Origin of the sequence: Microbacterium sp. RU1D (assembly GCF_900156435.1) — a bacterium.
Lineage (GTDB): Bacteria > Actinomycetota > Actinomycetes > Actinomycetales > Microbacteriaceae > Microbacterium.
The window spans coordinates 582,434-599,259 of record NZ_FTPQ01000003.1; the positions used below are offsets into that span (position 1 = coordinate 582,434).

Annotated in this window: 20 protein-coding genes; 9 read left to right on the forward strand and 11 right to left on the reverse strand. The window is 71.9% G+C overall.

What is annotated here, in order from left to right:
• Positions 1–4: 4 nt before the first annotated feature.
• Positions 5–502: a DUF427 domain-containing protein gene (locus tag B0B15_RS15000; protein ID WP_076677756.1), complete on the reverse strand. Its 498-nt coding sequence runs from the start codon at positions 500–502 to the stop codon at positions 5–7.
• 92 nt (positions 503–594) lie between these two features.
• On the opposite strand from B0B15_RS15000, the gene B0B15_RS16330 reads away from it, so the two are divergent.
• From B0B15_RS16330 to B0B15_RS15010, 4 genes are all read left to right on the forward strand, one after another.
• Entirely contained in the window at positions 595–792 is a 198-nt protein-coding gene (locus tag B0B15_RS16330; RefSeq protein ID WP_091366497.1) for a hypothetical protein, read from the forward strand.
• Complete coding sequence (locus tag B0B15_RS16585) at positions 789–929, forward strand: hypothetical protein (protein WP_176776639.1); 141 nt, start codon at positions 789–791, stop codon at positions 927–929. Before B0B15_RS16330 ends, B0B15_RS16585 begins: the two co-directional genes overlap by 4 nt.
• A gap of 201 nt (positions 930–1,130) precedes the next feature.
• A complete protein-coding gene (locus B0B15_RS15005; protein ID WP_076677429.1) occupies positions 1,131–2,075 on the forward strand; it encodes an aldo/keto reductase in 945 nt (314 codons plus the stop codon).
• Positions 2,076–2,192: 117 nt separating this feature from the next.
• On the forward strand, positions 2,193–2,750 hold the full coding sequence (locus B0B15_RS15010; RefSeq protein WP_076677432.1) for a phosphorylase family protein: 558 nt from the start codon (positions 2,193–2,195) through the stop codon (positions 2,748–2,750).
• Positions 2,751–2,780: 30 nt separating this feature from the next.
• Here B0B15_RS15010 and B0B15_RS15015 read toward each other — a convergent pair whose 3' ends face one another.
• From B0B15_RS15015 to B0B15_RS15045, 7 genes are all read right to left on the reverse strand, one after another.
• Entirely contained in the window at positions 2,781–4,283 is a 1,503-nt protein-coding gene (locus B0B15_RS15015; protein ID WP_083709073.1) for an MFS transporter, read from the reverse strand.
• Between the two features lie 304 nt (positions 4,284–4,587).
• Positions 4,588–4,770 (reverse strand): hypothetical protein, encoded by a 183-nt coding sequence (locus tag B0B15_RS15020; protein WP_076677434.1) that lies wholly within the window; start codon positions 4,768–4,770, stop codon positions 4,588–4,590.
• Positions 4,771–4,805: 35 nt separating this feature from the next.
• Positions 4,806–7,925 (reverse strand): AAA family ATPase, encoded by a 3,120-nt coding sequence (locus tag B0B15_RS15025; protein ID WP_076677436.1) that lies wholly within the window; start codon positions 7,923–7,925, stop codon positions 4,806–4,808.
• Entirely contained in the window at positions 7,922–9,076 is a 1,155-nt protein-coding gene (locus B0B15_RS15030) for an exonuclease SbcCD subunit D (RefSeq protein WP_076677438.1), read from the reverse strand. Before B0B15_RS15030 ends, B0B15_RS15025 begins: the two co-directional genes overlap by 4 nt.
• Positions 9,077–9,297: 221 nt before the next feature.
• Positions 9,298–9,615, reverse strand: a complete 318-nt coding sequence (locus B0B15_RS16080) for a hypothetical protein (protein WP_083709074.1) — start codon at positions 9,613–9,615, stop codon at positions 9,298–9,300.
• A 1-nt stretch (position 9,616) separates the two neighbouring features.
• Entirely contained in the window at positions 9,617–9,826 is a 210-nt protein-coding gene (locus tag B0B15_RS15040) for a hypothetical protein (RefSeq protein WP_076677440.1), read from the reverse strand.
• Positions 9,827–9,920: 94 nt separating this feature from the next.
• Positions 9,921–10,220, reverse strand: a complete 300-nt coding sequence (locus tag B0B15_RS15045) for a GNAT family N-acetyltransferase (RefSeq protein ID WP_076677442.1) — start codon at positions 10,218–10,220, stop codon at positions 9,921–9,923.
• Positions 10,221–10,656: 436 nt separating this feature from the next.
• On the opposite strand from B0B15_RS15045, the gene B0B15_RS15050 reads away from it, so the two are divergent.
• From B0B15_RS15050 to B0B15_RS15060, 3 genes are all read left to right on the forward strand, one after another.
• Positions 10,657–11,421: a winged helix-turn-helix domain-containing protein gene (locus tag B0B15_RS15050; protein WP_083709075.1), complete on the forward strand. Its 765-nt coding sequence runs from the start codon at positions 10,657–10,659 to the stop codon at positions 11,419–11,421.
• A gap of 102 nt (positions 11,422–11,523) precedes the next feature.
• Entirely contained in the window at positions 11,524–12,513 is a 990-nt protein-coding gene (locus B0B15_RS15055; RefSeq protein WP_076677444.1) for a DNA-3-methyladenine glycosylase family protein, read from the forward strand.
• Positions 12,514–12,702: 189 nt separating this feature from the next.
• Positions 12,703–12,924 carry a hypothetical protein gene (locus tag B0B15_RS15060; RefSeq protein ID WP_076677445.1) on the forward strand — a complete coding sequence of 74 codons (222 nt, stop codon included), beginning with the start codon at positions 12,703–12,705 and terminating at the stop codon, positions 12,922–12,924.
• Between the two features lie 37 nt (positions 12,925–12,961).
• Here the strand turns inward: B0B15_RS15060 and B0B15_RS15065 are convergent, their stop codons facing one another.
• Positions 12,962–14,722 (reverse strand): S16 family serine protease, encoded by a 1,761-nt coding sequence (locus tag B0B15_RS15065; protein WP_076677447.1) that lies wholly within the window; start codon positions 14,720–14,722, stop codon positions 12,962–12,964.
• Positions 14,722–15,183, reverse strand: a complete 462-nt coding sequence (locus tag B0B15_RS15070; protein WP_076677449.1) for a GNAT family N-acetyltransferase — start codon at positions 15,181–15,183, stop codon at positions 14,722–14,724. Before B0B15_RS15070 ends, B0B15_RS15065 begins: the two co-directional genes overlap by 1 nt.
• 89 nt (positions 15,184–15,272) lie before the next feature.
• Between B0B15_RS15070 and B0B15_RS15075 the strand changes: the two genes are divergently transcribed.
• Positions 15,273–15,563, forward strand: coding sequence for a DUF4287 domain-containing protein (locus B0B15_RS15075; RefSeq protein ID WP_076677451.1), 291 nt, complete (start codon positions 15,273–15,275; stop codon positions 15,561–15,563).
• 75 nt (positions 15,564–15,638) lie between these two features.
• Here B0B15_RS15075 and B0B15_RS15080 read toward each other — a convergent pair whose 3' ends face one another.
• Positions 15,639–16,253: a MerR family transcriptional regulator gene (locus tag B0B15_RS15080; protein ID WP_076677453.1), complete on the reverse strand. Its 615-nt coding sequence runs from the start codon at positions 16,251–16,253 to the stop codon at positions 15,639–15,641.
• 69 nt (positions 16,254–16,322) lie between these two features.
• Here B0B15_RS15080 and B0B15_RS15085 point away from each other — a divergent pair, with 69 nt between their 5' ends.
• Complete coding sequence (locus B0B15_RS15085) at positions 16,323–16,823, forward strand: DUF4188 domain-containing protein (protein WP_076677455.1); 501 nt, start codon at positions 16,323–16,325, stop codon at positions 16,821–16,823.
• The last annotated feature ends 3 nt before the right edge of the window (positions 16,824–16,826 follow it).

The following is a 16,826-nucleotide window of genomic DNA, read 5'->3' on the forward strand; positions in this document are numbered from 1 at the left end:
CGGCTCACCAGCCCATCGATCCCGGAACGCCCTTGAACGGGCCAGCCAGGTCACTGGTCACCCAGCCGCCGTAGAAGCCGCCCGGCTGCGGCTGCACGACCTCGCCGCCCAGGATGCACCGGTCCATCGGCCCGGCGTAGACGGCGACCCGGTCGTGGAGGATCTCGTACCCCGGCATCGGGTGCGGGTAGTTCCACGCGGCGCGCGGGGCCAGCGCTCCCCCGCCGCCGCGGACGTCGAAGTAGCGTGCGCCGCCCTTGAACTCGCAGAACGACGCTCCCTCACCGAGGGTCAGCGCATCGCCGAACGCCGCGATGGGCAGGTAGTAGACCGGCGGGTGGCTGGTCTCGAGCACGCGCACCACGTCATCGGTGTCGGCGATCCGCACGCCGCCGAAGTCGATCTGCGCGCGTTTGCGCACCCGCTCGACGCGAGGCGGCCGCGGGTAGTCCCACACGGACTCCTGGCCGGGGCGGACGGGATCGGGAACGGGACGCACCATGCGCATACGCTACGCCGGGGGAAGCCGGGGTGGGCCCGATCGGCTCAGGATCCGCACAGCTTTTCGGTAGCCTGGGGGGGGAGGGGGACAGCGTGAGCGATCAGAAGACGACAGACGTCGATCGGCGGTACCGGGTGTACCAGATCGGCGGCATCGTGCTGGCCGTGCTGTTCCTCGCCCTCGGCGTGGCCGCGTTCCTCGCCGGGGGCGGACCGATCATCGCCGCCATCGCCGTCATCGGAGGTCTCGCCGTGCTCATCGTCTCGATCGTGATGATGGTGCGCTCGTGAGCGCGCCCGAGGGTCCCTCCGGCGACGGCAAGAAGAAGTACCCCGCCGGAACCGTCGTCATCTGGATCGCCGGAGCCGGCATCGGCCTGTGGCTCCTGATCAGCGGACTCATCGGCATCCTGTCCGGCGGAAGCTGACCCGCGCGTCGCAAAAGCTCCTCGGCCGCAGCGCGGCGGGGAATGCGCTCGGGCGCGCGCCGGGGAAAGCCCTCGGCCGCGGCGCCGCGTGAATGGGCTCGGGCGCGCGTCGGGGAAAGTCGCGCGGGCGCGCGTCGCGGGAATGCGCGGGAGCACGCGCTGTTGTCCTCCAGGTCACTCGACCTCTGCAGAAAGGGCATCATGACGCGCATCGGACGCAGCGACCTCGACATCCTCCCCCTCTCGCTCGGCGGCAACGTCTTCGGCTGGACGGCCGATCGCGACGCCTCGTTCGAGGTGCTCGACGCCTTCCACGCGGGAGGGGGGAACTTCATCGACACCGCCGACGCCTACAGCGCCTGGGTGCCGGGCAACTCGGGTGGGGAGAGCGAGACCCTCATCGGCGAGTGGCTCGCCTCGCGCAAGCCGGAGAACGTCGTCGTGGCCACCAAGGTGAGCCAGCACCCCGACTTCCGGGGCTTGTCCGCGAAAAACGTCCGCGCCGCTGCCGAAGCCTCGCTCACGCGCCTCGGCGTCGACACCATCGATCTGTACTACGCGCACTTCGACGATGAGCGGACGCCTCTCGAAGAGACCGTCGCGGCATTCGCCGACCTCGTCAGCGATGGTCTCGTGCGCTACGTCGCGGTGTCGAACTACACGGCCGCGCGCATCCGCGAGTGGATTTCCCTCGCCGAGGCCGCCGGCGCCGATCTTCCGGTCGCCGTACAGCCGCACTACAACCTCGTGCACCGCACCGAGGTCGAGCGCGACATCGTCCCGGTCGCCGAGCAGTACGGCATGTCGCTCGTTCCGTACTACGCCCTCGCCAGCGGCTTCCTCACGGGCAAGTACCGCAGCGCGGATGACACGGGCGACTCGCCGCGTGCGGAAGGGGCGGCGAAGCTGGCGACCCCCGCCGGCCTCGCCCTGATCGACGCCCTCGAAGAGATCGGCACCGCCCACGGGGCGTCGATCGCCACGACCGCGCTCGCGTGGCTGCGCGCGCAGCCGACGGTCGCCGCCCCCATCGCGAGCGCGTCGAAGGTGTCGCAGGTCGCCGACCTTCTCGCCAGCGCGTCGCTGGAGCTGACGCCCGAGGAGATCGCGCACCTCTCGGCGGTCTCCGACGCAGCGCAGGGCTGAGCGCTCCCCCGTGCCCCGTGCGAGCGGGGCACGGGTTGCGAGGCCCGTCGAGCGGGCACAGGACCTGTGGCTCGCGGGCGTGATTTCTCCCCCGACATCCCGGGGGAGAATGAAAGGGTGAAACTCCTGGTCGCCGCCCACGCATCCGAATTGGTCGCCTTCGAAGACGACATCCCCGGCTTCGAACGTCTCCTTACGGGAGTGGGCAAGGTCCCGGCCGCCTACGCCCTGACGCGCGCCCTGTCGACCGGCGAGTACGAGGAGATCATCGTCGTCGGAACGGCCGGCGCGATCGACGATGCGGTCGAGGGAGGCATCTACGACCTCTCCGGCGCCATCCAGCACGACGTGAAGGGCCTGGACGGGACCTTCGGCGAGCACGTTTTCCTGCCCACGCGGGTGCAGACGGGGCACGACGGACTCGTCATCGCCACGGGCGACCACTTCGTCGACGACGCCGAGGCCGTGCGGCTCATCCGCGAGCTGGGCGCCAGCCTGGTCGACATGGAGTCGTACGCGCTGATCTGGGTCGCCCAGCAGTTCGGCGTCCCCATCCGCATCCTTCGTGCCGTGTCCGATCGCGCACAGGATGGCGCGACCGAGCTGTGGGATGACGTCGTCGAGCGCTGCAGCCACGAGTTGCGCGCCGAGTTCCGCGCGCGCTACGGCGTCTGACCGGTACGGCCGTTTGGCCGGCCCGCGTCCTCAGGGCGTCTGCGACCCGGAACGCGCTCGCCCGGCGAGGTCGGCCACCCCGACGATGAGCGCGAGGCCGAGGAAGACGCCGACGGTGATCATCCCCGACGCGTAGGCGTCGTGGTACAGCACGACGGTGTCGTCGACGCTCCCTTGCTCGCGGTACACGGTCGCATAGAACAGGGCCAGGGCAATCGCCGTGCCCACGGCCGTGCCGATGCGCTGGCCGAGCTGCCCGATCGATCCGGCGACCCCACCGCTGCGGACCGGGATGTCGGCGAGGGTGAGGGTCTGATTCGGCGAGATGACGAGGCCACCGGCGAACCCGCCGACCACCATGACCGCGGCCATCGCCCACGGCGTCCACTCGGGAGCGGTGAACAGCGCCACGAGCACGAGCCCGCCGGCGGTGGCCACCATCCCGAGGATCCCCCACACCACGAGCGGACGACCGAGACGGGTGACGAGGTTGCCTCCGAGCCAGGAACTCCACGCCGACACGACGGCGAAACCGATCGTGACCATCCCCGCGAAGACGGGTGCGAGGCCCAGACCGCCCTGCAGGAACAGCGTGCCGAGCAGGAACATCGCCGGCACGGCCGAGAAGTACGCCGTCGAGATCAGCACGCCGTTGCGATAGGACGACAGCGAGAAGATCGAGAACGGCATCAGGGGCATCCGTCCGCGGTCGGCGTACCGGCGCTCCCAGAACACGAAGGCCGCCGCGAAGACCACGGATGCCACGAGCAGCCACCACCTGTTCGGATCGTCGTCGGGGCTGCCCGTCGTGAACAGGAACGGCCACATCAGCGCGAGGATCGTCAGCGCGAACAGCAGCACCCCGACAGGATCGAGGTCGAGCCGTCGCCGCGACTTCTCCCTCGTGTTCGGTAGGAGCCACGCCGCCAGAGCGATGACGATGGCGACGAGGGGGATGTTGATCCAGAAGATCAACCGCCATCCGTCCGTGTCACCGCCCACGGCGATGAGCAGACCGCCGAGGGTCGGACCGAAGGCGGTCGCGATGCCGATCGTGGCGCCGAAGAGGCCGAAGGCGCGTCCGCGTTCTTTGCCCTGAAATAGCTGCTGCACCAGCCCGAGCACCTGGGGCATCTGGATGCCGGCGGCCACGCCCTGCAGCAGACGGGCGATGAGCAGGACGGTCGTGTTCGGCGCCAGCGCGCACGCGAGGCTCGTCACCAGGAACAGGGAGAGTCCCACGAGGAACAGCACCCGGCGCGAACGGAGGTCGCCCAGGCGTCCGGCCGGCACCAGCACCAGCCCGAAGGTGAGGATGTAGCCCGAGACGACGAGCTGCAGTTCGGTGGGACCCGCGTTGAGCGCGGCCTCGATCGACGGCAACGCGACGTTGACCTTCGTCAGGTCGAGGATCGTGAGTGCGGCCACCGCGACGGCGACCCAGTAGGCCCTCCACCGGTGCGTGGGCGACAGCACGATATCGCGCGTGATGGGGTGGGCGGTCTCTGCGGGGGCAGGCGGTTTATCGGACATCGCCGTGGACGCTACTCCCGACCTCCGACACCGCGGGCGGGGTTGCGCCGCAGGGACGCGGCGCTACCGGGCCGGCGCGACGCGCGGAAGGGGCGCATCGACGATGCCTGATGGACCGAAGCGATGCAACGGGCAGTCAGCTACCGGGCTGACAGGCAGAGATGGCGGCATACCGGTCAGCCATGTGCCGGCCTGGCGGGCGGTCGTGAGTCGGCGCTCTGACGCGACCTGGCGGGCGGTCGAAGGCTGACGCACGGAACGGCCCCGACGTGCGCGAGCGGCGGTCGCGTACCCCGCGGGCGCCTCAGTCGACGTCGCGCCGCGAGAAGACGGCGCGGAGCACGAAGAACACGATGACGGCGACCACCGCGACGGCGACGAGGCGGAAGACGAACGCGATGAGCGAGAACAGCACGTTCACGACCACCCAGGCGATGATCACGGCGGCGATGACGCCGAGAACGGTCCAGAGGGTGCTCTTGCGCATGCGCTCAGCCTAGACGGCCGTGCCGACGACTCTTCTCAGACCGGCGCCAGCCCGTGATCATGGCGGATGACGCTGGGCCCGCGCGGTGTCGCCGACACGTGCAACTGCGCCGGCAGTTGGTCCTTCATCGAGGCGACGTGGCTGATGACCCCCACCGTGCGCCCGCCCTGACGAAGTTCGTCGAGAGTTCGCATCGCGAGGTCGAGGGTGTCGTCGTCGAGGGAGCCGAAGCCCTCGTCGATGAAGAGGGTGTCGAGATGGATGCCGCCCGCCCGGGCGGTGACCACCTCGGCCAGTCCCAGTGCCAGGGCGAGCGAGGTGAGGAAGGTCTCTCCCCCGGACAGCGACTGGGGCGGCCGGCACTGACCGGTGAACGCGTCCATGATCTCGAGCCCCAAGCCGCTCGCCGCCCCGCGCGCGGCGAGCGCATCGGTGTGCTGCAGGCGGTATCGCCCCGAGGACATGTCGCCGAGGCGCAGGTTGGCGGCGGCGACGATCTCTTCGAGCTCGGCCGCCAGCACGAAGGTCTCCAGCGTCATCCGACGGGTGTTGGGCGCGCGTCCCGCGACCGTGTCGGCGAGACGCGCGATGACGGCGTGCTCCTCGGCCAGCGCGGCGACCGAGGCGTGGGCGGCGTCGGCGCGCTGGGCGAGCGCCCGGAGGCGCTCGGCGAGCGCCCGTGCCGCCGCGTGCGATGCGGCGGCCGCCTGCACGGCGGCTCGCGCGGCAGCGACCTCGGCGACGAAAGGCACGAGGTCGAGGGGCTCGTCGACCGTGCCCACCAGCTGCAGTTCGAGATCGAGGAGCCGCTGTCTCGTGGAGGCCACAGCCGCGGTGTGCTCGGCGACGAGGGCGTCGATCCGGCGTCGTTCGGCGTCGGGACGGAGCGCGGCCGCGACGGATGCTGCGTCGGGGAACACACTGTCGGCGATCAGCGCATCGAGAGCGCGGTCGGCCGCCTGTCGCGCGTCCAGCGCGCGGGCCAGGTCGGTGCGCGCCTCGCGGAGCTCGCGGACAGCGTCTCGACGCGTTCGGAGGTCGCGCTGCCGCGCGTCGACCGTATCGAACGGCCCCCGCGCGTCGACGACAACCCGCTCCAGACCTTCGGCTCGCTGGCGCGCGAGGGCCAGCTCCTGGCGCGAGGCCGCGAGTTCGTCGCCCAGGCCATCGAGGCGACGAGCGATCTTCTGGTCGAGGTCGGCCGCGGCCGTGCGCTCCGCCCGCACGCGTTCGTGTTCCGCCGCATCGGCGGTCGCCTCGGACACCGTCTGCTCGGCCGCCGTCAGGCGGGCCGTCAGCGTCTGAACGTCTTCTCCACCGGCCCGGGCCGCGGCGAGCGCGTGGGCGTCGCGCGCCACCCGTGCCGCGTCGGACGCGAGGCGGTCCTCCTCCGCGGCGAGGTTCTTGCGCTCTTCGGCGGCCGCCAGCTCGTCGTCGGACACGGGTTCCGCGTCCCCGTGCGCCGGACGCGGGTGCTCCGGCGAACCGCACACCGCGCACGGTTGTCCGTCGATGAGGTCGTGCGCGAGTTCGACGGCGGCGCCCTCCAGTCGCCGACGCAGAAGCGTGGTCCATACCTCGACCGCTCGCTGGAGCGCGTCGGAACGGACGAGCGAAGCGAGGTCGGCCTGGTCCCGCGCCTCGAGCAGGCGGTCCGCCTCCCGCGCGGCGTCCAGCCGGTGGCGGATCTCGTCGCGCGTCGTCAACGCCGCGTCGCGACGGGCCGCGCCGTCGGCCAGAACGGCGAGACGCTCTTCGAGAGCGGCCAACATCGCCGGGACGTCGGCGCGGCCGGAGAGAAGGGTGTCCCGTTCCGTCTCGGCCGTCGTCACTCGCGCGTGAAGCCTCTCGATCTCGCTGCCGAGATCGCGCAGCTCCCCCTCTGCGGCCAGCGCCGCCTCTCCCCGCGAGAGCGACGCGGTGAGTTCGTCGGCGCGCTGCGCCAGGGCGTCGTCGGCCAGGGCCGCGACGATGCGCTCCTCGGCAGCCTCCTCGGCCCCGGAGGGGGCGGCGCGATCGCCCGCCTCGGCGGCTCCGTTCTCGACGACGTCCGCCGGTTCGCCGATCGCGCGTGCCGCGTCGAAGGCCGCGCTCGCACGCCCGCGCGCCTCGACGACGGCAGCGGCCGTCGCTGCACCCGCTTCGAGGGTCGGACGCAGCACCTCCGCCTCCGCCGCTCGCACGGACTCGATGCGGAGCAAACGGACCCGCTCGTCGTCGCCCTCGAGCGCCTCGAGGCGCTCGCGGACACGTCGCCGCTCGTCCTGGCGATCGCGCAGAGCGGTCGCCTCGCGTTCCGCGAGCAGCGCGGCATCGAGCCGGGCGTCGGCTGCTCCGCGCTCGCCTGCGAGGATCTCGACGCGATACTCGGCGCGTTCGACCGCGCGCACGACCCGGGCGAGACGATCCGCCGCCGACGAGGAGCCGGAACCGGTGCCCGCCTCCTCGTCCACGTCGTCGGCAGCGCGGCCGTCGGCGGCGGTGAGCTCGTCGGCGAGACGTTCGGCCTCGTCGAGCAGTGTCGTCACCTCCACGCCCTCGGCCGCCAGCGCGTCGTGCGCGCGCTTGCGGCGGTCGTCGAGCTCGGTGGCGTACTGCTCGAAGGTGCGCGTGCCGAAGAGTGTGCGTAACAGACCCAGCCGCTCGTCGTTCTTGGCGTGCAAAAAGCGGGAGAACCGGTTCTGCGCCAACAGGATCACCTGCAGGAACTGCTGCTGTGTGAGACCGAGGATCTCGTCGAGGCGCGCGGCGACGTCGACGGGTCGCGCGGCGACACCGGTCCACCCCTCGGCGGCCCGCACTTCGAGCAGGGCGCGGTGCGGCTCCTTGGTAGTTCCCCCGCCTCGCCGCTTGGGTCGCTCGAACTCCGGGGACCGCGTGATGCGCCACCGCTCGCCGACCGCGCTGAACTCGAGCGTGACCCGCGTCGGGTCGTCCGGCGCGCAGTGGTCGCTGCGCAGCCGGCGTTCCGCGCCGTCGTAGCGCGGGACTCCGCCGTACAGGGCGTAGCAGACACCGTCGAGGACGCTCGACTTCCCCGCGCCCGTGCGCCCCGTGATGAGGAAGATGCCGTCGGCCGCGAAGGAGTCGAAGTCGACGATCTGCGTCTCGAGGAAGGGACCGAACCCCTCGAGTTCGAGGCGGTGCAGCTTCACGACCGGGCCTCCGCGACCCGACGCGCGTCGAGCACCTCGCGGATCAGGAGACGTTCGGCATCCGAGGCCGCCTCGCCCTCTCGCACGTGGACGAGGAACGCGTCGATGACCTCGCCGTCGTCGCGCGCTGCTCGTACGCGCTGGGCGTATCCCACGGCGTCGTCGTCCCGGGTGTTCTCGGGGAGATGCACCACGGTGGCGCACCAGGGGAAGCGTTCCTGCAGACGGCGCATGGGGTCGGGCTGCGGGGTGGCGTCGGTGTACTCGGCGCGCACCCAGTGCTCGTCGAGCCCGGCGAACCGTTCGGCACCGAGCAGATCGTCGAGCGGTGCGCGCAGGGTCGTGAGCGGCCGCGGGACGGGGAGATCCAGCCACGTCACGGCGGCGAGACCATCGGCGTCGAGGTCGACGAGCCACGATCCTCGCGGCTTGCCGGCCTCGCCGAAGCTGTAGTGCAGCGGTGCGCCCGCGTAACGGACACGGTCGGACAGCTGCTGCCGCCCGTGGATGTGCCCGAGCGCCACATAATCGGGGCCGTCGAAGGTCGGCAGCGGCACGACGTCCAGACCGCCCTGGCGGATCTCGCGCTCGACGCCCGGAGTGGAATCGACCCCGGCGGCGAAGCAATGCGCCGCCACCACGGCGCGACCACCGCGCTCGACCATGTCGGCACGGACGAGCTCGAAAGCGTGGGCCATCGTCTGCGCCTGACTGCGCAATTCGATCCCCGTCCACAGATGACGGACGATCGCGGGCTCGAGGTACGGGATTCCGTAGACGTGGACGGGGCCGTGCTCGTCGACGAGGGTGACCGGCGAGCCCACCGTGGCGGGGTCGGTGATCACGGTGATCTCGTCGCGCAGCAACGCGGACTGGAAGCCGAGTCGCGCGGCCGAGTCGTGATTGCCGCTGGTGACGACGACCTTCGCGCCGACCTCGGCGAGGGAGGCCAGGGTGCGTGTGAGTACCGGATAGCAGGCTGCGGACGGGGCGGCTGAATCGAACACGTCACCGGCGACGATCACCACGTCGACGGCGTGCTCGCGCACCTGGTCGACGAGCGCGGTGAGCACCGTGCTCAGGGCGTCGAGCGTCGAGTGCCCGTGGAAGGTGCGCCCGATGTGCCAGTCGGAGGTGTGCAGGATCCGCATGCAGCCACGGTACGTCGCACCTCCGACATCGGCTCGCCGCAACGCCCGCCCGCGACGGTGTGGACGTGCACGTGCCGCCTCCGCCCCCGGCCCGGCCGGGAAAGACCCCGTCGATGCGCGGCCAGGGTAGCGACCGGTGTACACGGATGCGTCGGTGCGGCCGCCGGTTCACACACGAACGCCCCGCACCCGGAACCGGGGCGGGGCGTTCGTGAGAGTCGTCAGGCGCCCGAGATCTCCGCTGCGAGAGCGCGGATGCGGTCGTCGCCGAGGTCGAGCCCGACCTCGGTGAAACGCTGGCGCAGCACGTCGGCGATGCGCTCCTCGCCCTTGCCGCCGACGTCGGCGCGCGTCTGCACGACGACGCCCTGGATGCGGGCCTCGTCATCGGTGGGGTGGGTGTCCATCGCCGGCTCGGACTGCTCGTCGGGGCGCGTGGTCTTTCGATCCTCGTGCAGCGCTCCGCCGACGGAGTCCGCCGCCCCTGCCCCGCCGTCGGGGCCTTCGCCGGGCTCGGGGGCGCGAGTGTGGTCCGTCATATCAGTCCTCCGTGCTCAGGTCGGGGTCGATGCCGTGACTGGCGGCGTCGCCTTCGATGGGATCCGAGGGCGCGGCGTCGTTCAGACGCGGCGAGCCCTTGGCGCTCTCATTCCGCTCGGCGGTCTCGGCGTCGGCGACAGCGCCGCTCTCCCAGCCTCCGGGCGGGTCGGCGTCGATGACGCCTTCGGGTAGATCGCGGTCGTCGTTCATGACTCCCCCTTTCGAGGGTTCCAGCTTGGTCGGCGCGGACAGCCGCGCGGCAGGGGTTGACGCTCGCGGACCACGCGCATAGAGGGCGGACCGGTCAGCTGGTAGGACGCGCCTGCAGCACTCCCGCTCGCTCCGGGTGAGCGTCGAACCATTCCCCGACGTACCAGCAGACGGGGATGACCTCGCGGTCCCCCGCGGCTTCGATGGCGTCCACCGCGCGCTCAGTGATCGCAGCGGCGTAGCCGTGCCCACGGAAGGTCGGGATGGTGAAGGCACGGGTCAGGGCGATCGTGCGTCCGTCGTCGCGGTAGTCGAGGACGGAGACGAGGTCGTCCCCGCGATGGAGGGTGAATCGGGATGCCGTCTTGTCGTCGGCGAAGCTCAGATCGACCATGTCGAGAGAGTACGCCGCTCCTGAGCCGAGGGATCTTTCCGAGCAGAATGAATCACCGCGGCCCCTGAATTGCCCGTAGAACGACGCAGATTGCCATGCGATCGCGACAGCGGTACGGATTTGACGTTCTTGGACTCGGTAGGTAATAATCGCCCCCATGACTGTGACTGCGCGTTCTCTGTCCGCCCGGGAGGCGAACAGGACTGCCGGCATGATGATGCCCGGCCGCGCTGTCATGTGTTGTCGAATGTGCCGCTAACAGCGACCCCTCGCCCGGACGATCTCGTGCTTCTGAACGCCGACCTCGTCCCCCGGTCGCCTCGGGACCGCGTCGATCACGCGCCCTTCGGCACCGCGCTCCGGCCATTCGGCCCCCACCTCCCGTCGAACCCCGCTCTCTGACACGCTCGGGTTCACCCACCCAAGGACTTCTCCCATGTCGATCTCCGCTGTTCTCGACCGCCCTCTGACCGCTTCCGCCAGCCGCCCCCAGGCCTCGCGCGTGACCGTCCCCGCCACTCCCCGCCCCGCCGCCCCGCGGCCCGCCGCGGTGAGCGCCCCCGCTGCCCCGGCCGCCGACGCTCCGCGTCCGGCACCCGCCACCGCCCCGCGCGGTTTCGCCCTCTACGTCGGCATCGACGAGGCCAAGGCCGCCGCCGCCGGAGTGAGCCTGGGAACCCTGGTCGAGGCCCTCCGCCGCACCCTGGGCGAGCTGGCCCCCGCCGCCGAGACCTACGCGACCGTCGCCCTGGCCCCGGTCGGCTCCGGCGGTCGCGACGTCGATGTGGTGCGCCTCGCCCTTCACGAGCCGTCGGCGATCGCCCGCACCAAGGACGAGCCGGCCGAAGAGGACCGCGCCCCCGGCGGTGTGGTCGTCGACATCTCGCGCAAGCGCGTGCTCATCGACGGCGAGTCCGCGGCCTTCACGTTCAAGGAGTTCGAGCTGTTGCAGTACCTCGTCCTGCGCGAGGGCCGCACGATCGAGCGCGCCGAGCTGGTCGCCTCGCTCTGGGAGGGCTCCACCGACGAGGACGCCCCCGGCGAGCGCACCATCGACGTCCACGTGCGACGCCTGCGTGCGAAGCTCGGCGCGTACGAAGACATCGTGCGGACCGTGCGCGGGGTCGGCTACCGCTTCGACCGTCACGCCGACGTCTCGATCCGCTACGGACACGGCACCCCCTCGCCCGACCGCTTCTGACCGGCGCGATCGCATCCCCGGCACGACCCCGACATCGGTCCCGGGGCGGCCGGTCGAGACCGCGGATGCCGCGATGTCGGCGATGCGACGTAGGGTGTCGGCATGAGGTCGACAGGGGTACGCGCGCAGCGCCTTTCTCGTGACCTCGTCGCTCCGCTGGAGCGCCCTCTCGAGACCGAGTATCAGCCGGCCCGTGCCGTCGACGTCGCCCGCGCGATCTCCGCGCAGCGCCACGGCGTCAACGATCCGACGTACGTCGCGACCCTCCCTCTGGCGAGCGGCGGCATCGTCTGGCGGGTCAGCCGCACACCGATCGGCGTGGCCACGCTCGCCATCCGGCAGCGCGTCGGCGGCGGCGTGCGGGCCGCCGCCTGGGGCCCGGGAGCCTCGTGGGCACTCGACCAACTCCCCGCCCTGTGCGGTGCGCACGACGACCCCGACGACTTCGACGCGTCACGGCATCCGTCGGTCGCGGAGTGGCACCGCCGGCATCCCGACCTCCGCATCGGACGCACCGATCTCGTCTTCGACGCGCTGGTGAGCGCCATCATGGAGCAGAAGGTCACCAGCATGCAGGCCTTCTCGGCGTGGCGGAGCATCGTCACCTGGTACGGAGAACGGGCACCGGGGCCGACCCCGCGCCCGATGTTCGCCCCGCCCGACATCGAGGGCTGGCGGCACGTGCCGTCGTGGGCGTGGCACCGCGCCGGCCTCGAACCTCCACAGTCGCGCACGATCGTCGAGACCGCGCGGCGCGGCGCCTCCGTGGTCCGCGCGGCGAGTGCGGCGACCGACGGCGAAGCGCGCGACCGCGTCTTCATCAGCCTGCGCGGCGTCGGCATCTGGACGAGCGCCGAGACGCGCATCCGCGCCTTCGGAGATCCGGATGCCGTGAGTGTGGGCGACTACCACCTCGCCCATCAGGTGGGGTACGCCCTGACCGGTCACCGCACGGACGACGACGGCATGCTCGAGTTGCTCGAGCCCTTCGCGGGGCACCGTCAGCGCGTGATCCGTCTCATCTACGCCGGATCGGGCCTGGAGCCCCGGCGCGGGCCCCGACTGCATCCGGAAGACCATCGCGACCGGTGACCGCCACGCGGGTCCGCCGATCGCGCCACGATCTCGACGGCCCCCGCTCGACCGGGCCGCTGTGCGGAGCGTCTCGGGTGCCCACCGGGGGATCGCTGCAGACCGTGACCGCTCGGGCCGCGGTGTGGCCCGCCCCGGGTAGTCCGCAACCGCCCTGGCCCGCGAGCGGACGCGGCCTAGTCTGGGCGCATGACGCAATCAGGCACCGGCTGGCCCCGCGGACGCACGTACTGGGTTCTCGGGAGCGTCCTGCTGCTGGGGCTCGGCATCCTCTTCGGGCTCGTGTGGCAGAACGTCTGGCTGGGTGTGGTCATCGCCGCCGCCGTCTCGGTCGGCTGGCTCATCGCCTACGAGTCGAGCCGCGGCCGCAACGTCGGCGTGAACGATCCCGACAACGGCATCCATCTCTGACCTTTGTTCGCGCACGTCGGGCGGGAGCCCGGCGGGGTCAGTCGCGCTGGACTCCCCCGGCGAACGCCAGCACGCGCGCCCGCAGGAACGGCGTCGTGAACGCCCCGGAGGCCCCCGGCACGGGTGCGGATGCCGCGGCGGCCGCCGCGTCGGAGAGGGCGCCCCGCAGGAGAGGGACGGTCGCGCCGGTCGCCGTGAGCGCATCGACCGCCCGGACCGTGTATTCGTCGGCGATCGCGATGCGCTGGCCGATGGCATCCGAGGGGTCGACACCGTCGGGCACCCGCACGGCTGACTGCGCCGATAACGCGGCGGAGCTGCGGACGAAAGCGGACGCGGACAGTCCGAGCGAGACCCAGGGTCCCCCTTCGTCGGCGCGCGCGCCGAGTTCGTCGCGCGCCACCTCGAGGGCGCGGGTGCGGAGTCCGTTCAGATCGTCGGCGGCGACAGGATCGTCGCCGCGTCGGGCGTCGTACGCGTCGGTCGCGGCGATCGCCGCCCGCCGCAGCAGTGACGCGAGACCGTCGAGGTCGGCGTCGGAGGCGATAGTGCCCGCGCCGGCGATCTCGGAGCGAAGGTTCGTCAGCGCCTCGGCCGTCTGCACGGCGGAGGATGCCAGGGCGGCAGAGGTCAGCCCCGCGGGGGCGAGCGAGGGGTCGGCGTCGGCCGCGAGGAACGCCTGCGCCTGACCGGCGAGGGCGCGGGCCTCGGCCGCCCAGCCGACGGCCGCGAGCACCGGGTCGGCATCGTCGAGCGTCGAGGGGGCGACCGACAGCTCGCCCAGCACCGTGTCGGCGTCGCCGGACGCGGCCTCGGCGAGGGCGGCGGCATCCGTCGCGGAGAGCTGGGAGGCGGCAGCAGCGGCCGCGGCGTCGGCCGCCGTCGACGCGGCGGTCCACGCGCCGGCCGCATCACCCTCGTCGCGCAGTTGCTCGCTGCGCGCGACCGCCGCGCGCGCCCGATCGGCGAGCGTGCTCTCGGGCGCCGTGTCGAGCGACGACCGCGCGCGTTCCAGGGCATCGTCGACCGCGGCGGTCACGGCACGCGGAGCCGTCGACGTATCCTCCGCCGTGGGCAGGGCCGACGGGGAGAGTGGGGGTGTGGGAAAGACGGCTTCCGGGAGGTCCTCGCCCGTCATCACGGCGTAGGCGCTCGCGATGTCGGCGACCTCGGTGATCGTCATCCCTCCGGTCGCGGCGAGTTGGTCGAGGTCGACCGCCGTGCCCTCGGCATCCACCGCCGTCCGTTGGCCCGCGGGAACCAGGATCGTGTCGATGCCGCCCGCCTCGATCGCCGCAGACACCTGCTCGGGCAGTCCCGCCACCGGACTCACGGCGCCGAGCGGGGTCACCCCTCCCGTCAAGGCGACGCCGGGCTGCACCTCGGTGCCGTAGTACAGCGCGAGGACGCCGACCGCGGTGACGGCCCCCGCCGCGGGGGTGGCGATGCGCGCATCGAAGCCGAACGTGTAGGCCGTGTCGGGGCGGGCGCCGGTCAGCAGCGTCGCCGCGGTCACGGCCGTCCATGTCGCCGACTGCGTGACGGGGTCGACGCCGCTGACGTCGTTCTCGGTGATGTCGATGCTCAGGTCGCCGCCGTCGGCGGAGTCGGCCGTGATGCGCTGGCTCGTCACCCCGCCCTTCTCACCGCTCGCAAAGAGCACGGGGACCGTGAGCTCCGACCCGGAGAACGACCCGTCGGAGCCGGTGCCGAAGCCGAGCGAGAACTTCAGATCGCACCCCGCGAGGACGAGCATGCACACGAGCGCGAGGGCCGCGGCGGGGAGGGCGCGGCGCATCACGCCTCGGCGACGCTCGTCGCGCGACGCATCGGCACGTGCGGGATGCCGTCTTCGGCGAACGGATCGCCCGACACGACGAAACCGAACCGCCCATACCAGGACGCGAGGTGCGCTTGCGCGTCGAGCAGGATCGGGATGCCGGGGCCCTCGGCATCCAGGTGGGACACCGCCGCGCGCATGAGGCCGGCGGCGATGCCGCGGCCACGGGCCGCGGCGGCGGTGGCGACCCGACCGATACGCGTGTTCGACGGCTCGCGCAGAAGACGGAGGGTCGCGAGCACGTCGTCGCCCTCGCTCGCCCACATCAGCTCGGCGCCCGGCTCGATGTCACGCCCGTCGATCTCGGGGTAGGCGGCCTCCTGCTCGACGACGAACACGCTCACGCGCATCCACAGGATGCGGTAGAGCGTGAGCGGGGCGATGTCGGCGACGGGCGCCCGGTGGAGGGTGACGGCCATCCTTCGACCGTACCGGGGCGTCGCGCACGACGCGGACTCGACCGCCTCCTCGATGGACGCGGCCGGGACGGCGACGCTAGCCTCGCGTCATGTCGTTCCAGGCGTACCTCGACAACATCGAGACCAAGACGGGCCTCACCCCGCGCCAGTTCCTCTCGCTCGCCGACGAGCGCGGCTTCGGGCCCGGCACCAAGGCCGGCCCCATCCTGCAGTGGCTGAAGGACGATTACGACCTCGGGCGTGGGCACGGGATGGCGCTCGTGCACGTGATCACGAAGGGCCCGAAGATCAGCGACGCGCACGTCGGCCGGAGCGGCGCGCACGGCGACGACAGCGACGAGCTCTGGCTCGACGGGGCCGCCGCCAACCCGCGGGCCTGAGTCCCACCAGGCGAGGCACCGCAGGGCCGAGGCACCGCAGGGATTAAGCGCCGCCGGACCGCGGCACCGCCGGGCCTACGCGCCGCCGGCCCCGAAGCGCCGTGATGCCGCGACCTGCTCGGCGACGCGACGCAGCGCCAGGATGAGCGGCTCGACGAGCGCGGTGCCCAGTACGACGTAGCGCACGGCATCCTCGATCGATGTGTCGGGCGTCGCCGCCAGTTCCGCTTCGGCGAGCGCACCCAGGTGCGCGAGGTAGGCGTCCATTACCGGCTCGGGCACCGTGAAGCCCGCGCGGTCCAGGGTGGCGAGGGCGTGGGCGACGGCGGCGACCTGGTCGGGGAAGCACGCCTCGACCGAGCCGCCCATGCGCTCCAGCAACGCGAGCGCCGCGGTGAGGTCGAGGTCGGCCGACACCGCCGGGGTGACGGCGGCATTGGCCGCGCCGAGGAGATCGTACGGATTCTCCGGGGGCTCCTCGAGCACCGCGACCACCTTCCGCACGCCGGCGATACCGACCCCCGCGTCGACCAGGGCGCGGATGACGCCGAGCCTCTGCACGTGCGCCTGGCCGTAGGCGGCCTGAGTGGGGGACGAGCGCTCGCCCTCGGGCAGCAGCTTCTCGCGCAGGTAGTACTTGATCGTGGCGACGGGGACGCCGCTCCGCGTCGCCAGTTCCGAGATGCGCACATTGCCCCCTTGACTCGATAGCAACACTATCCAACACTAGATAGTGACGCTATCGAGAAAGGGCGAGCCATGGCATCCATCTTTTCCGGTCGGATGACCCACCGCTGGGACGACGAACTGGTCGTCTTCCACATCGGCATGACGATCAACCGCTGGTGGCGGGTCGACCAGTGGGTGCCGCTGATGAGCGACATGCCGAGGATGCTGCGCGAGCTCAGCGCCGACCCCGACTCGGGTCTACTGGGCTTCACGATGCTGCTGGGCTCGCGCGGCCCCTATCTCGTGCAGTACTGGTCGTCGCTCGACAAGTTATACACCTACGCCTCGGCGCCGTCGCACGAGCACCGGCCGGCCTGGACCCGTTTCAACGGACGGGCGCGGAGGAACCCCGGCGTCGTCGGCATCTGGCACGAGACGTACGTCGTCGATCGCGCCGAGACCATCTACGTCGGCACCCCCGCGATGGGCCTGCCGAAGGCGACCGCGGTGGTGCCGATCGCCTCCCGCCACGACCGGGCTCGCGCCCGCGTAGCCGATGGCCGCACGCGGGGCGCGGGCGCGCCGAGCTGACGG

Bases quoted from the DNA above. Each gene is read 5' to 3' on its own strand.
- B0B15_RS15000 (WP_076677756.1), bottom strand. From the start codon at position 502: ATGGTGCGTCCCGTTCCCGATCCCGTCCGCCCCGGCCAGGAGTCCGTG.
- B0B15_RS15005 (WP_076677429.1), top strand. From the start codon at position 1,131: ATGACGCGCATCGGACGCAGCGACCTCGACATCCTCCCCCTCTCGCTC.
- B0B15_RS15015 (WP_083709073.1), bottom strand. From the start codon at position 4,283: ATGTCCGATAAACCGCCTGCCCCCGCAGAGACCGCCCACCCCATCACG.
- B0B15_RS15020 (WP_076677434.1), bottom strand. From the start codon at position 4,770: ATGCGCAAGAGCACCCTCTGGACCGTTCTCGGCGTCATCGCCGCCGTG.
- B0B15_RS15030 (WP_076677438.1), bottom strand. From the start codon at position 9,076: ATGCGGATCCTGCACACCTCCGACTGGCACATCGGGCGCACCTTCCAC.
- B0B15_RS16080 (WP_083709074.1), bottom strand. From the start codon at position 9,615: ATGACGGACCACACTCGCGCCCCCGAGCCCGGCGAAGGCCCCGACGGC.
- B0B15_RS15040 (WP_076677440.1), bottom strand. From the start codon at position 9,826: ATGAACGACGACCGCGATCTACCCGAAGGCGTCATCGACGCCGACCCG.
- B0B15_RS15045 (WP_076677442.1), bottom strand. From the start codon at position 10,220: ATGGTCGATCTGAGCTTCGCCGACGACAAGACGGCATCCCGATTCACC.
- B0B15_RS15050 (WP_083709075.1), top strand. From the start codon at position 10,657: ATGTCGATCTCCGCTGTTCTCGACCGCCCTCTGACCGCTTCCGCCAGC.
- B0B15_RS15055 (WP_076677444.1), top strand. From the start codon at position 11,524: ATGAGGTCGACAGGGGTACGCGCGCAGCGCCTTTCTCGTGACCTCGTC.
- B0B15_RS15060 (WP_076677445.1), top strand. From the start codon at position 12,703: ATGACGCAATCAGGCACCGGCTGGCCCCGCGGACGCACGTACTGGGTT.
- B0B15_RS15065 (WP_076677447.1), bottom strand. From the start codon at position 14,722: ATGCGCCGCGCCCTCCCCGCCGCGGCCCTCGCGCTCGTGTGCATGCTC.
- B0B15_RS15070 (WP_076677449.1), bottom strand. From the start codon at position 15,183: ATGGCCGTCACCCTCCACCGGGCGCCCGTCGCCGACATCGCCCCGCTC.
- B0B15_RS15075 (WP_076677451.1), top strand. From the start codon at position 15,273: ATGTCGTTCCAGGCGTACCTCGACAACATCGAGACCAAGACGGGCCTC.
- B0B15_RS15085 (WP_076677455.1), top strand. From the start codon at position 16,323: ATGGCATCCATCTTTTCCGGTCGGATGACCCACCGCTGGGACGACGAA.